At 68.5% G+C, this 14700-nt stretch carries 11 protein-coding genes; 2 read left to right on the top strand and 9 right to left on the bottom strand.

The window, feature by feature from the left end; all coding sequences use genetic code 11:
* Positions 1-141: 141 nt before the first annotated feature.
* On the top strand, positions 142-1464 hold the full coding sequence (locus ABT158_RS03300; protein WP_352350329.1) for an MFS transporter: 1323 nt from the start codon (positions 142-144) through the stop codon (positions 1462-1464).
* A gap of 481 nt (positions 1465-1945) precedes the next feature.
* Here ABT158_RS03300 and ABT158_RS03295 read toward each other — a convergent pair whose 3' ends face one another.
* Positions 1946-3184 (bottom strand): GNAT family N-acetyltransferase, encoded by a 1239-nt coding sequence (locus tag ABT158_RS03295; protein ID WP_352350327.1) that lies wholly within the window; start codon positions 3182-3184, stop codon positions 1946-1948.
* Positions 3185-3346: 162 nt separating this feature from the next.
* Between ABT158_RS03295 and ABT158_RS03290 the strand changes: the two genes are divergently transcribed.
* The gene (locus ABT158_RS03290) at positions 3347-4771 is read left to right on the top strand and encodes a M23 family metallopeptidase (RefSeq protein ID WP_352350325.1); all 1425 of its coding nucleotides are present in this window, start codon (positions 3347-3349) and stop codon (positions 4769-4771) included.
* A gap of 1686 nt (positions 4772-6457) precedes the next feature.
* On the opposite strand, the gene ABT158_RS03285 is transcribed toward ABT158_RS03290, so the two are convergent.
* The 8 genes from ABT158_RS03285 to lepB (ABT158_RS03250) all read right to left on the bottom strand — a co-directional run bounded on the left by ABT158_RS03285 (position 6458) and on the right by lepB (ABT158_RS03250) (position 14640).
* Positions 6458-7327, bottom strand: a complete 870-nt coding sequence (locus ABT158_RS03285; protein WP_352350495.1) for a tyrosine recombinase XerC — start codon at positions 7325-7327, stop codon at positions 6458-6460.
* 483 nt (positions 7328-7810) lie between these two features.
* On the bottom strand, positions 7811-9049 hold the full coding sequence (gene dprA / locus ABT158_RS03280; protein ID WP_352350323.1) for a DNA-processing protein DprA: 1239 nt from the start codon (positions 9047-9049) through the stop codon (positions 7811-7813).
* A 106-nt stretch (positions 9050-9155) separates the two neighbouring features.
* Entirely contained in the window at positions 9156-10697 is a 1542-nt protein-coding gene (locus tag ABT158_RS03275) for a YifB family Mg chelatase-like AAA ATPase (protein WP_352350321.1), read from the bottom strand.
* The gene (locus ABT158_RS03270) at positions 10698-11051 is read right to left on the bottom strand and encodes a YraN family protein (RefSeq protein ID WP_352350319.1); all 354 of its coding nucleotides are present in this window, start codon (positions 11049-11051) and stop codon (positions 10698-10700) included.
* A 1053-nt stretch (positions 11052-12104) separates the two neighbouring features.
* Entirely contained in the window at positions 12105-12428 is a 324-nt protein-coding gene (locus tag ABT158_RS03265) for a DUF2469 domain-containing protein (protein ID WP_026215037.1), read from the bottom strand.
* Between the two features lie 39 nt (positions 12429-12467).
* Positions 12468-13136 carry a ribonuclease HII gene (locus tag ABT158_RS03260; protein ID WP_352350317.1) on the bottom strand — a complete coding sequence of 223 codons (669 nt, stop codon included), beginning with the start codon at positions 13134-13136 and terminating at the stop codon, positions 12468-12470.
* A gap of 50 nt (positions 13137-13186) precedes the next feature.
* Positions 13187-13783, bottom strand: coding sequence for a signal peptidase I (gene lepB / locus ABT158_RS03255; RefSeq protein ID WP_352330985.1), 597 nt, complete (start codon positions 13781-13783; stop codon positions 13187-13189).
* The gene (gene lepB, locus ABT158_RS03250) at positions 13783-14640 is read right to left on the bottom strand and encodes a signal peptidase I (protein WP_352350315.1); all 858 of its coding nucleotides are present in this window, start codon (positions 14638-14640) and stop codon (positions 13783-13785) included. The genes lepB (ABT158_RS03255) and lepB (ABT158_RS03250) overlap by 1 nt, the downstream gene beginning before the upstream one ends.
* Positions 14641-14700 lie beyond the last annotated feature (60 nt).

Raw genomic sequence — 14700 nt, 5'->3', positions numbered from 1 at the left:
CGGCGAGAGATATGAAGCATTCCCTTTACAACTCTGAAGGGATCCCTTCATACTTATGAAGTCTTCCTTTCACACCTCCCCACTCCCGTCCTCCCAACGACCACCCCGCCTCGGACCGAACTCGCCACCGGAGACCCCAGCATGGACACGACGCCCCCGCTCCCCCTTCGCAAACAGCGTGACTACCGCCTGCTGTGGAGCGCCCGCACGATCTCGATCACCGGCTCGGAGGTCTCCAAGCTGGCCGTCCCGCTGACCGCCATCACGCTGCTGGCCGCCTCACCCACCGAGATGGGGCTGCTGACCGCCGCCGCCCCGCTGCCCGCCCTGCTGTTCGGCCTCCAGTCGGGCGCGATCGCCGACCGCCTCACCCGGCACCGCCCGCTGATGATCGCCTGCGAACTCGTCTCCTGCGCCGCCGCCGCCACCGTCCCGCTGGCCTGGCTGCTCGGCGTCCTCACCGTGCCCTGGCTGATCATCGTGGCCCTGGTCATCGGTACGGCCGGCGTCATCTTCAAATCCGCCAACTTCCCCTACACAGCCGCGGTCGTGGACCCGTCGCAGCGCACCGAGGCCATGGCCGGCTTCCAAGCCTCGTACTCGGTGGCCTCCGTGAGCGGCCCCGGCCTGGCCGGCATCCTGGTCCAGACGCTCACCGCGCCGTTCGCCGTACTGGCCGAGGCGCTGTCGTTCCTCGCCTCCGCCCTCCTGCTGCGCTCGATCCGCACCCCGGAGCACAACGAGCCCGCCAGTTCGTCCAGCATGCGGCGCGACATCGTCGAGGGCCTGCGAACCAGCCTCACCCACCCCACGCTCCGAGCCGTCCTGGGCGCCGGCGTGACGATCAACTTCTTCGCGATGGCGTACATCGCCGTCTACATGCTCTACATGGTCAACACGCTCGACATCCCCAAGGGAATGATCGGCTTCCTCACGGCGCTGAGCGGCGCGGGCGGCCTCCTGGGCGCCTGGCTCACCTCCCGCCTGTCCAAGCGCTACGGCGAGAACCGCATCCTGCTCGTCTCGGTCCTGTTCTTCCCGCTGGACATCCTCACCGTCGGCCTCCTGACCGGCCCCCTCTGGGTGAAGCTCACCGTCCTCGGCCTGACGGGCGTCATGACCGGCGTCATCGTGGTCGCCTTCTCCACCTGCATGGGTGTGATCACCCTCCGCGACACCCCCACCGCCCTCCGCGGCCGCGTGAACGCCACCATGACCTTCGCCGTACAGGGCGTCCTGGCCATCGGCGGCCTGACGGGCGGCGTACTGGCCGAGTTCACGGGCCTGCGCACGGTCATCCTGCTGAGCGCGGCGGGCATCGCCCTGAGCAGCCTCTGGATCTGGCTCTCCCCCCTACGCCCCAACCGCCCTCAGACCTCCCACACCCCGCCCTCGCCCCCTCAGAACCCCGCCCCCCAGACTCTGAAGAACCTGATCGAGTCCAAGCGCCACTCCGTCATCTAGCCACCTCCACTCCCCCAGATCTCGCACTTCGCCCGTACGGAGTCTCGGTCCCGGTCGCACTACACCCCACCGCTCTCCGCCCCTGGCCGTCTCGCCCACCGCACGTACCCCACAGCGTCTGCACCGGTCCTTACGGCATGCAGCCAGAGCCCTTCACGGCCTACGACGCCCCTCCCTGAGCCCTCCATTGGTGCCTTCACCTCCCGGCGGTTACCGTCACTGGGGCAACCCGTCCTTCGCCACAGCCTTTCTAGATCGATCGCCATGCCGGACGCGCGGTGGTGACTCAGCAGCGCGGCCCACGCTCACCAGGCAGAGATCGACCTGCCTTGCACCGGCGCGGCTCCGGCGATCACCGCCATCAACGTCCTGCAGCCGCCCTGAGCCGCCCCGCCGGGAGCGGGCCATCTATGGCCGCCCAGGACCGCAGCACTCGGCCCCATCAAGCTCCGCCGAACACCGACCTGTAGCTGGAACGGGCCTAATACGGCAGGTAGTAGCTGAGCAGATCCGCGGTGAGCGGCGGGAAGAGCGCCTGGAACAGCTCTTCCTCCCCGGTGTAGACGTCGGGCCGGATGCGGGTCAGCCCCTCGATCCCGAGCGGGCCGAACAACAGGGCGGCCAGGTGGTCGGGTGCCACTCCGATGCCCTTCACGGATCCAGGTCTCTGCATCGGGCCGCCTGTGACGACCTCGCCGAGGCCATCGGCGCCGACCGGGATCCGGTAATGGGCGCCGAACGTGGAGAGGACGATGTCGTCGCCGGCGAGGTCCGTCCCCGCTGCGGTGAGGCGCTGCCAGAGCAGCGGCCGGAGGCGGTCGAGCAGCACCGCGACGTCCGGAATGCGCACGTAGTACTGCTGCGCCCGCTTGCGCGGTTCGTGGTCGAGGAACTCCTGCCAGGCGGCGGCAGTCACGGTTCCCGTCCGATGGACGACCTTCAGCTCACTCCCGGGGAACTGCGCGACGACAGCGCTGAGCAGGTCGTGGGCCGCGGCCTCGTTGGCGGCGGCAGCCTCGGCCAGCAGCACCTCGTCGTCGTCGGGAGGCGTGGTGCGTCCGGTGGCGATGACGGTGCCGGCGCGCTCCAGGACCCAGGAGGTGCTTGCCTGGTGGTCCAGCAGCCATCGCCGGCATGCCGCCGAATGCGGCATGGCCACGTCGAACCGGTCCTGAGCCATGTCCTGCAGAGCCGCCATGGCGGGAATGTCGGCGGGCCGGGCGACGCGGAGTGCGGGCGTGCCCTCACCGGCCGGCGGCCTGCGCAAGGTCAGCGCCGACGGTATGTCGATGGCGTATTCGTAGCCGAACAGCCGGTAGAAGTACGGGATCCCGATCATCACCTGAACGACGTGACCACGGGCGGCGGAGCGGTCGTGAGCCCATCGCATGAGCGCCCGTACGAGTCCGCGTCCTTCGTATGCGCGGTCGGTGGCGACCAGTTCGACCTGGCCGGCGGGTAGGCGGATGCCGCCGATGCGCACTTCCTCGTCAAGGAGCGTCGCGGTGGACACCACCCGCTCTCCATCCACTACCACGGCGCAGGCGGACCAGCCGACCTCCGGGTCCGAGACGACCAGCCGGTGGTCGAGGGCGTCGGCCGAGTCGCCCCGTTCGGTGAGAAGCGCGCTGATCTGGTCGAGGTCCGCCGGCCGCGCCTGCCGCAGAACGAGGCCGCCGGCCAGCGGGACGGGCTCGGGGAAGGCTGCGGTCGGGCTCACGGTGGGACTCTTGCACCGCCCGAATGACCTCGTCCATTGGATTTCCACCCAGGCGGCCGGCTCGGCACAGGTTGTCCACAGGAGGCCCCTCGCCGCTTCCTGTATCCCCAGAACCCCGCTCGGCTCGACCTCCGCGGACCGCTCCCGGCAAGACTCCCCGCCATGCCCCCTCGCCCACGCCTCCCCGCCCTGTCCCCCCGCTCAGCACCATCACCGCCGAGACCATGCGCGCAGAACGTGGCTCGCCGTGCCGTGATCTCCCTGGTCGTGCTCGCGACAGCCATCATGCTGACGACCATCGCCGCCCCGGCTCCGCTGGCGAAGGCCGCCCCTCCTGCCTGGCGATGGCCACTCGACGGCAGCCCCCGCATCCTGCGCCGCTTCGCCCCACCCTTGGCTCCATGGCTGGCCGGGCACCGCGGCATTGACCTGGCCGCCTCCGCCGACACACCCGTCCTGGCCGCAGGCTCAGGCACCGTCCGCTACGCAGGCCCAGTAGGTGGAAGGGGAGTCGTCACCATCGACCACCCAGGCGGCCTCCGAACGACGTACCTGCCGATCAGCGCATCGGTGAAGCGGGGTGAGCCGATCACGACGGGCAGCCGTCTGGGGGTCGTACAAGCCGAACACGGCCATTGCCAGGAGTCATGCCTGCACTGGGGCCTGATCCAAAGCGCCCGCTACCTGGACCCTCTTCTCCTCCTGGGCCACGCCCCCATCCGCCTCCTCCCCATCTGGCCCAAGACCGCCCCGCCGCAGATCACCCCACCCCTGCTCCCTCCGTCCCCCAAAACACCCTCCGGAGCACCCCTTACTCATCCCTCCGAGCCTTTCGAAGCAGCCCTTGCCGTCCCCATCGAGCCCTCCGAAGCACCCCTGCCCGTCCCCTTTGAGCCCCCCGCAGCTCCGCTGGACGTCTCGTCCGACCCCTCGGAGGCCTTCGCTGGCAGCATCTCAACCCCACCCACCCTCCCCCAGTTCCCCAAGCTGTCCGCCGCTCTCTACCGCCCGAACCCGCCCCTACTTCCGCTCCTGAACCCGCCTGCCCCGCTCGCACGGCACCTGCTCCCCAACGCCCCCGTGCCTCCTCCACCCCCGCTCCTCGTCCCTCTCCCTCCGTCCCTGCTCACAGTTCTCGCGCACCACGCCCCATCCGCGAACCAACACAACGCGCTCCCATCCCCCTACTCCACCGCCTTGCAGGCACTTGCCCTCACCTCAGAGCCGAACCCCGAGACCCCGCCCATCACCCCTGCACTCACCCCCTCACGCCCAGAGACGCGTTCCAGCGACCTACCCCTCCGCAACGAATCAGCCAGAACTCCCGAGCAGCGGCACGCCCCAACCCGCGGCCCCGCCAGGTCCCTTGCAACCGTCCTCCGCCTCCTGACACATGCGGCTTCACTGCCAGCAGCCCCAGCAATCGGACTGGGCACCCTCCTCGGCGCCGCCCTCCTGATCACGGCCCTACGCCGCCGCCGACGCCCCCACAAGAAGCACCACGGCTCAAGAAGCGGCCAACACCGCAAACCTCCATCGGAAGGAGTCCACAGACGCCCCACCCCACCCTCCCGACGCTCCTCCTGACCCCTCGAAACCGCCCTCGGAGACGCACTCTTCAAACCCGCAAACCCGACACCTAACCGAGAACTCCAAGCCCACGACGAGAGCCCCCGCTGGCCACCCGCATCAACCCAGAGTTCCTTCAAGGCAACCAAGATGCCCGTCCACCGCCGCTGGATGTACGCGACCGGCAAGCCTCATCGGAAACGCGTGCGCCCTTGAACCGGACCAAGCCCCGACCCATCCCACCCATTTGTTCGCCTTGCGGCCCCACGACCCCACGACCCCCACGCCCCCACGGCCCAGCAGCCCAGCGACCCCGCGGCCCAGCCGCCGTCCGCCGCCTCCGTAGCCATCCGCCCACCGCCGTCCGCCCACTGCTGTCCGCCCACTGCTGTCCGCCCACTGCTGTCCGCCCACTGCTGTCCGCCCAGTGCTGTCCGCCCAGTGCTGTCCGCCCAGTGCTGTCCGCCCAGTGCTGTCGGCCCGCCACCACTCACTGCCAACGCCCGACACCGACACCGACACCGACACCGACCAACCGTCTCTGAACCCTCCGCCCTTCGCGCTTCTTGCCCTTCGCGCCCTCTGCGCCGTGGCATCCTCATCGCCGAGCCAGGCACCGAATGCGGTACTGCAGAACCGCGCTGCCAAGTTGCGGGCCTACAGGGGTCACCCCCTCCGGGCAGGACTACGTGCAGCCCTCCGACGATGGCTTCGCAGTGCACGTGGACAGCGCGCCAAGTGAATGGCGACCACCCATCTATTGGCCGCCGTAGGTCAAGCCCAGTCGCCGAATGGCCACCGCTCCCCCGTAAGCGAGACGCTTCTGTCCACCGCGAGGGGAAGCTCGTCCAGTTGGGGACCGAACCAAGCAGGCACTCACTCGGGCGAGGGCTGGACAAGCGCTGAAGCGCGCAACCCCAGGGTGGCGGGAGCTCCTCGGGCGAGGGCTGGACCCGCGCCGGCGCCTGCACCCCAGTGGGGCGGGGGCTCAGCCGGGCGGTGGCCGCATACGCGCCGAAGCCCGCACCCCCTGGTGAGGTGGGAGGCTCCCGGGCGACGGTTGGCCCCTGGTGGAAGACCAGCCCGCGAATACGCCTCCAACGCCGGAGTGGCTTCTTCCTCTACCGTCCGCGCCGCTCTCGTGTGTGGTCCTTCGTTCCCCGCTCCTCCTAGGAGGAGGCCAGGTACTGACGCGTCCTGCTGTGGGATGACGGCAGGTGATCTTGAAGGTCCAGCAGGCCGGTGCCAGCCAGGGGTAATCAGGTCCTCGATCAAGGCGCTGCACGTCACCTACACCCCTGGGGGCTCGCCTCCTGCGGGCGCCTATCTGGTGAAGCAGCCGTCGGTTAGGTGGTCGCCGCCGGTCTCTCGCTCCACACCGTGGATCCATCACGGCCGGCGTGGCAGAAACCGCTCTTCGTGTCATTGCCTCTCGCTTATGCACATGCCTCGTGCATCGACGCCCCTGCCGTGTCGTCGCGCCGTCGAGGTCTCAGGCCAACAACGTGGCTTCAGGTCTTGGGCCGTTGGCGTTGGTGTGGGACTTCGCAGCCCACCCCCATGCGTCGTGCTGCTTCGCCTGGGAGCGGGCTCGGCCGGGCTCTATGCCTGTGTGGGCTCGCGCTTCGACGTCGTATGGCCCTTGCGCTCAGCCGGCGAGCGAGGGGTTGGTGAGGGGAGGCAATGGCGTGCTGGTGTCTGTGGTCAGGCTCGGGGGTGGGCTTGGCGGTATGCGGTGCGGAGGCGGTCGATCGAGACGTGGGTGTAGATCTGGGTTGTGTTGAGGGAGGCGTGACCGAGTAGTTCCTGGACGCTACGCAGGTCTGCGCCCCCTTCGAGCAGGTGAGTGGCCGCGGTGTGCCGCAGTCCGTGTGGACCCATGTCCGGGGCGCCCTCGGTCTGAGCCAGCCGCGCGTGCACCACCCGTCGTACGGTGCCGGCGTCGATCCGGCCGCCACGGACTCCGAGGAAGAGGGCCGGCCCGGAGCGTTCCCGAACCCAGATGGGACGCCCGTTGATGCACCATCGGTCCAAAGCTCGAAGCGCTGGCAGCCCGAACGGCACGGAACGCTCCTTTCGTCCCTTGCCCAGGACCCTGATGACATGCCGGTCCCGGTCCACGTCGTCGACGTCGAGCGCGCAGAGCTCGCCCACGCGCACACCTGTGGCGTACAGGAGCTCCAGGAGGGCTTGGTCTCGAAGGTCCTTGGGATCGCCGGTGGACGGGAGCGCGCTCAGGACGGTCTGCGCCTGCTCCTGGTCGAGCACGGCAGGCAAGGAACGGGGCGCCTTTGCACTGCCCAACAACAGGCCGGGGTCGGCGGCCAGCCAGCCCCGGCGGTGGCAGTACGCCGTGAAGGTACGGACGCAGGCCGTTCTGCGGGCCAGCGTGGCTCTTGCCTTGCCCGCACTGTGCTGGTCGGCCAGCCAGCCTCGCAGCTCGCTGATGTCCAGGCCGTCAAGCCGTCCACGGAGGTGGTCGAGGAGGGCGGTGATGTCGGATAGGTAGGCGCGCACTGTATGGGGGGAAAGGTCTCGCTCGAACCGCAAATACCTCTCGAACTCGGCAAGCACTTCGTCGGCATTGAGGTCACGGTTCAGATCGGGGTTCAGGTCACGATTCAGGTCCGCGTTCACATCGGGATCCAGGTCCGAGTTCTTGTCGGGATTCACGACGGCGTTCACATCAGGCTTCAGGTCGGGATTCGGGTCGCGGTTCAGGCTGTTGTTCAGGTCGTTGTTCAAGGCTTCACCTACTGTCCGCGCGAACATTCGCCACTTTTGTCACTGCTGTGCCGCCCGATGCCTCGGGCTCGCCATGGGGGGCGGTGTGCAGCTCAACCACCCGAACGTCTGCCCAAGCGGCCGGGCAAGGCAGGGCGCGACATGGTGCGGACGCCGCCTGCGCCTGGGGTGCGCGTCGTATTGCCCACATGTCAGTCATTTCGATCGCTCCCATGCCCCTTCCCCTCACCATCTCACCCCATGAACTCGTCACCTGGGTCATGGCGGCTGTCATATCGGTGGTGCCGCCTGCCCAAACGTCACAAGGGTTGGTCAGGTAGGGGGTGCGAGTTCTTCGGGGTGGGGTGGGGGTGGGATGTCGTCTTCTGCAGGTGGCGGAGGGTCTGTGGCTGGGGCTTCGTTGGCCGGGGGTGGGGTCAGGGCCATGGTTTCGGGGGCTTTGGGGTAGCTGGATGTGGTTTTGCGGAGGCGCCAGCCGCCGCCCGCTCGCTCTATGTATCCGGCTGCGGCCAAACCGCCCAGGGCGCTCAGTGTGATGTCCATGCTGACGCCTGCTGAGACCGCTATCGACGCCGGACCGGCGCCGCCGCGGGTGGGGATGGCGTCCAGGACTCTCTTGGTGGATTCGCTGAGACCATCGCGGGGGACGATGGGCGTTCGGGTCTGTGGGGCCAGGTCGTCGCCCATGACGCCGACGAGTTCGATCATTTCCTCCGGAGTGGTGACACAGACCGCCTTGCGTTCGCGCAGGAGTTTGTGGCAGCCGGCCGAAAGCGCGGACGTGGTGGGCCCGGGCACGGCGCCCAGGTGCCGGTTGAGAGCGAGCGCGTGACCGGCGGTGTTCAGGGCACCGCTGCGGAGGGCTGCCTCCACGACGGCCGTGCCTCTGGTCAGGGCGGCGATGAGGCGGTTCCTGATCAGGAAGCGGGCACGGGTGGGGTGGACGCCGGGCGGGCATTCGCTCATCACGACGCCCTGCTCACGGGCCTGGGCGAAGAGCTCCTGGTGGCCGCTCGGGTAGCAGATGTCCACTCCGCAGGCGAGAACGACCACCGTGGGCGAGTCGGCCAGCAGGGCACCCTTGTGGGCCGCGCCGTCCACCCCGTAGGCGCCGCCGGAGACGACGGACCAGCCCGCTTCGCTGAGGCCGATGCCGAAGTTGGCCGCGATGTGCAGACCGTACTGGGTGGCGGCTCGGGCTCCCACGACGGCCACGGACTGCAGGCAGGCGAAACGGAGATCGGCCGTGCCGTGCAACCAGAGGCCGAGGGGGCGGCTCGGGCCGAGATGGTCCAGTTGCGTGGGCCATTCGGGGTCGCCCGGGACGATCAGCCTGGCTCCGTGCTTCTCGCCGGCCTCCAGATCGGCGGCGGGTTTCGACGCGGCCAGCCGGAGGAACCAGGCGTTCAGCCGCCCCGACAGGTCACACGGACGTTCCTGCCGGGACTCCTGGGCGGTGAAGGCCGGCGGAAGTGCGCGCTCGCGGATCGCCTCCACCGCACCGGAGGCACCAAGGTGCGCCACCAGGCGGCCCATGGCCGTGTCGCCCACGTCGGCGGCTCGCATGAGGGCCGCACGTGCCTCATGCTCTGGACTAATCACAGGGACCTCCTGGTGATCTTCATGGGCGGGTTCGTGTGCAGGCGGACGGCCGGGGTCACGGTCGTACTCCGAGCCAGAAGCCGAGGGCAGCGGTGGTCTCGTCCTCGTCCGGGCGGTCTTTGCCGGCGAGGTCGGCGAGGGTCCAGGCGACGCGCAGCGTGCGGTCGAGGCCGCGAGCGGTGAGGGAGCCCGAGTCGAGGCAGGAGGTCATGGGCTTCATCGCCGCATCGGACGGACGGAAGTCGGAGTGGAGGATGGATGAGGGGATCTCGGCGTTCGTCCGCCAAGGGGTATGGGCCAGGCGTTTGACGGCGCGCTCGCGGGCCAGCAGGACGCGTTCGGCCACTGTTTCGCTGGATTCGACGAAGTGGCGGTCGGCCAGGAGCTCGCGTCTGGACGAACGGGCGACCGTGACCTTCATGTCGATGCGGTCGAGGAGCGGGCCGGACAGCCGGCCCAGGTATCGGCGTCTTGTCGTGGGCGAGCAGCGGCAGGTCGCGCCGGCCTGGTCGTCGGCCTGGGCGCAGGGGCACGGGTTGGCGGCCAGCACCAGCATGAACCGGGCAGGGAACGTGACCGACGCCGCGGATCTGGACACCGTGACGCGCCCCGACTCCAGCGGTTGCCGCAACGAGTCTAGGACGTGACGCGGGAACTCGGGGGCCTCGTCCATGAACAGCAGGCCCCTGTGCGCGAGGGAGACCGCTCCCGGACGGACGACCGTGCTGCCACCACCGATAATGGCGGCCGCCGTGGCTGTGTGGTGGGGGCTGACGAACGGCGGACGGTTGATCATGGGACTGTCGGGCGGCAGCAACCCCGCGACGGAGTGGATGGCCGTGACCTCCAGGGCGTGGTCGAGCTCCAGGTCCGGCAGGAGGGTGGGAAGGCGTTCGGCCAGCAGGGTCTTGCCGGTGCCGGGCGGGCCCACCATCCACAGGTTGTGACCGCCTGCGGCGCACACTTCCAGCGCTCGGCGGGCCACCGGCTGGCCGACGACGTCCGCCAGGTCGACGGCAGGCTGGGGCACAGGTTTGGGCGGCTCTACTCGGCCATCGACCTCGGGTTCGGGTGGCTTGTCGCCTTTGCGTAGCCATTCGACCAGCTGGCGCAGGTGGGCCACCGGGATCACGTTCACGTCGGGGACCAGGCCGGCTTCCCCCGAATTCTCCGACGGGACGATGATCGTGGCGTCTTCGTGCGCGGCCGCGGCGCCGAGGATGGACGGGAGCACTCCGCGCACGGGCCTGATGCGACCGTCGAGGCCGAGCTCGCCCAGGAAGAAGGGCTCGGCGATGCGTTCCGCCGGGACGACTCCTGCGGCTCCCAGGATGGCCATGGCGATGGCGAGGTCGAACTGGGATCCGCGCTTGGGGAGGCTGGCCGGGAAGAGGCTGACGGTGATGCGGGCGTCCGGCCAGGGGTAGCTGCTGTTGACCACGGCGGATCGCACCCGGTCGCGGGCCTCGCTGAGCGCCGTGTCGGGCAGGCCGATGAGGTGGATGCCGGCCAGGCCGTTGCCCACGTCGGCCTCGACCTCGACGCTGCGGCCGCTCACGCCGACCAGCGCGACGCTGCGGGTCCGGGCCACGGCCATCTAGATCGCCCCCCGTATGTGGCGCAGGGCGAAGTTGCCCGCGAAGCGCTCAAGGGCGATCACGTCTATGCGTACGGCTTCGAAGGACCGGGACTGCGCCGACAGCCACTTGGCGGCCAGCATGCGGAGCCGCGCCAGTTTGGTGTGGTTCACGGATTCCAACGCTGTGCCGTGGGATCTGCTCGATCTGGTCTTTACCTCGACGACCACCAGGACCTGACCGTCCAGGGCGATGATGTCGATCTCGCCGCGACGACAACGCCAGTTGCGTTCGAGGATCGTCATTCCCTTGGCTTCGAGGTAGATCGCGGCCAGGTGCTCGCCTTCTTTGCCGAGCTCGTCTTTCGGGGCCATGGGCGGCGTCCCTTCGTCCGTCGTCGGTGCGGTGTTCGGTCACCGACCCTGGCGGATGGCGGGGAGATCAGACGGAGGCGAACGGGATTCTGGGGATAGCGGGGAGAGCTGGGTGGGGGCTTGTGGACAACTCCACGCCACCGAGGCTCGTTGCCGGGCCATCGAGGGGCCTCATCCGTGCATCCGTGCCGGTATGACGAGGCGGAACAGAATGTTGTGTGATCAGGCGCGATGTGCGGTGCGACTGTCCCGGCGGTGACGGCTCGCCGTGGTACGACAGTTGGCCCCTGCACGGCGCAGGGGGCGGCGTAGGCGCACCCCGTGCCCTACGGCCCTGCGCCCCCTCTAACGTGCCCCCTGCGGCCCTCCGCGGCCCCTGAGGCGATGCGGACGGCTGGCGGTGACGGGTGTTGGTAGGACGCGGAACTCATCCCCCGAGGCGGCACATGACAGGCAGCACGTGGGAGAAGGCGGGTGAGCACATGGCACAGGGCGCGTGGCGCGTGGCAGAAGGCGGGTAGACGCCTGCGCCGTGGGCCAGATGGCGCTCATCTTGAGCTGACTGCCTACGCTCATCGCGGCCAGCATCGCACCCCTGAGCCGGCTAATGCCTCCGCATGCCCCCGGCGACCCTCACCTTGCGCTCGACAAGGGCGATCGCAAGCCGGATGACGCCCCAGCACGCGCTGATGGCGTCCAGCGTGTGCCGGCAGTGCCCAATGAGCCCCGGCAATACCCAACGTGTGCCGACACTGCCCGTCAAGCAGCAGGCGGGTGCCCATCGGGAGCAGTTGCCCAGCGTGCAGGAAGCGGTACTCAGCATGCTTCCAGGTACGCATCGTGCAAGGCATCAGCCGATGAGGTCAGCGTTGGTCAATCAGCCACAAGGACTTCCTGGGATCTGTAGCTGATCAGAGCGATGGTGTCGCAGCCCGCGGCGTCACGCGCAACACCAGAACCCTGGAACTCCAGATGCGAGTACAGGCTCGACCGAGCCCAAAACGCCGCCACCGCGGACGTTCGCCGCCCCCACCTCGACGGCGCCTCTTCGGCCTACCCCGAGAACCCTTCCTTGGGCATCTCCAGGTCGGCCTTGGCCAGCTCTTCCACGTTCACATCCTTGAACGTGACCACCCGCACGTTCTTCACGAACCGCGCCGGCCGGTACATGTCCCAGACCCAGGCGTCCTGCATCTTCACATCGAAGAAGACGTCGCCGTTCTCCGCCGTACGGACGTCGAGGTCGACCGAGTTGGTCAGATAGAACCGACGCTCAGTCTCCACGACGTATGTGAACAAACCGACGACATCACGGTATTCGCGGTAAAGCTGCAGCTCCATCTCGGTCTCGTATTTTTCGAGATCCTCTGCGCTCATCGCGGTCCTCCTGTCGTACCGGTCCCCCGGTTCGCCTGCTCAGGCAACCCCGGCCCCCATCTCATTTTCACCCATCCCCCTGGCCACCGTGACGAAGGAGTAACGGTGTTCGGGGCACGGGCCATGTCTCTCGAGTGCCAAACGGTGTCCTGGCGTGACATACCCCTTGTGCTCGGCAAAACCGTACTGAGGGAACCTTCGATCCAGCTCGACCATGAGGCGGTCCCTCGTCACCTTGGCCACGATCGACGCGGCCGCCACGCAGGCGGCCACCTGATCCCCCTTCCACACCGCCAGGGACGGCGCAGGCATGCCGGGCACCGGGAAGCCGTCCGTGAGGATGTACTCCGGATCACATGGCAACTGCGCCACAGCCCGCCGCATTCCGGAGATGTTGCTCCTGTGCAGCCCCCGGGCGTCGATCTCGGCGGCCGGGATCACCACGACGCCCACGTGGGCGGTGGCGACGACGCGGTCGTACAGGCGCTCGCGCACCAGCGGGGACAGCATCTTGGAGTCACCGAGACCGTCGATCTCCCTGCGCAGGACGACGGCCGCGACGACCAGCGGCCCGGCACAGGCGCCACGGCCTGCCTCGTCGACGCCCGCGATCGGGGTCAGCCCACGGCGGGCCAGCGCCCGCTCGTAGGCGTAGAGTCCGGAATCGCGCCGGACGACGCTCGGTCGAGGGCGGAACGCAACTGTCATGACACTCGAAGCGTACGCCCCATTCGCCGCAAACCGCGACCGAAAGCCCCTTACTTGACCTTGTCGAAAGTCTCGGGCGTGGAGAACAGGTAACCGCGCGACAGCGGCCAGTAGCGGACGACCGCCTTGCCGATCACGTCGTCGACGGAGATGAAGCCGCCGCCGGGCTCGTCCATGTGGGCCCGCGAGTCCGCCGAGGCGGTGCGGTGGTCGCCCATCAGCCACAGTTTGCCGGCCGGGACGGTGACGCTGAACTTGTCGCCGCCGCCGAAGTCGCCGGGGTAGAGGTAGGACTCCTCGTCGAGCGGCGTGCCGTTGACGCTGATGCGGTGCTTGGAGTCGCAGCACACTACCTTGTCGCCGCCGACGCCGATGACCCGCTTGATGGTGTCCTCGCCGGTGCGCCAGCCCTTGAAGACCACGATGTCGCCGCGCTCGGGATCGCCCGCCAGCTTGTTGACGAAGACCCGGTCGTTGATGAGCAGGGTGTTCTCCATCGACTCCGACGGGATGTAGAACGACCCGATCACGAACGCCTGGAGCAACAACGCGATGCCCACGCCGAGCACCAGCAGCAGGACGGTCTCCCGGAAGCCGCCCTTTTTCTTCTCTTTGGCCACGCCCTCCGCCTTCTTGGTGACGGCCATCAGCGCTTCCTCCCCAACCGGCGCCGACGAACCAGGACCAAGGGTACGGCCAGCCCGAACCCGGCCACCAGCGGTACGGCCCCTCCGAGTGCCTGGAGCGCGGGCTGCGCGAAGGTGTCGGGTATGGACAACACGCCCGCCCGGTTGAACGGCCAGACGATCACGAAGGCCCGGCCGATGACCTGACCTTCGGGGATCGAGCCGCCGCCCTGGTCGCCGGTGTGCGAGCGGGAGTCGAGCGAGACGGAACGGTGGTCGCCCATCACCCACAGCCGCCCGGGCGGCACGGTGATGTCGAAGAACCGGTCGGACGGCACGTTGCCCGGATAGAGGTAGCTCTCCTCGTCGATGGCCGTGCCGTTGACCGTGATGCGCCCCTTGGAGTCGCAGCACTTGACGTGGTCGCCGCCCACGCCGATGACCCGCTTGATGTAGTCCTTCTCGCCGGGGACGACGCCGAAGGCCGTGCCGACCCAGCGGAAGAAGCCCGCGATCGGGTTGGACGGCTCCTCGACCTCGAACTCGCCGTCCCAGGAGTCGACGCCGGAGAAGACGACCACGTCGCCGCGCTCGATGTCACGGGTGTGGTAGACGAGCTTGTTGACCAGGACCCTGTCGTTCTTGAGCAGGGTGTTCTCCATGGACTCCGACGGAATGTAGAAGGCCTGGATCACGAACGTCTTGATGATCAGGGCCAGCACGAGGGCCACAACGACAAGTACGGGGAGTTCTTTCCAGAACGCCCCCTTCTTCTCCTTGTCGCCCTTTGCCGGCTTCTGAGTCTCTTCGGCGACCACGTCCACCTCGTCCTCGACAGGGCGGCGCGAAGCGCCGTACTCCTGGTCTTCGCTTGTCATCGCTGACGAGCCTAGATGATGGAACGGCTCGACAAGCCTCGACCGACGTTACACCCACGC

It is taken from the genome of Nonomuraea sp. NPDC001636 (genome assembly GCF_040298265.1).
In the GTDB taxonomy this organism is placed as follows: domain Bacteria; phylum Actinomycetota; class Actinomycetes; order Streptosporangiales; family Streptosporangiaceae; genus Nonomuraea.
Note: the sequence above shows the minus strand (reverse complement) of the source record. Positions and strands in the feature narration are given on the sequence as shown.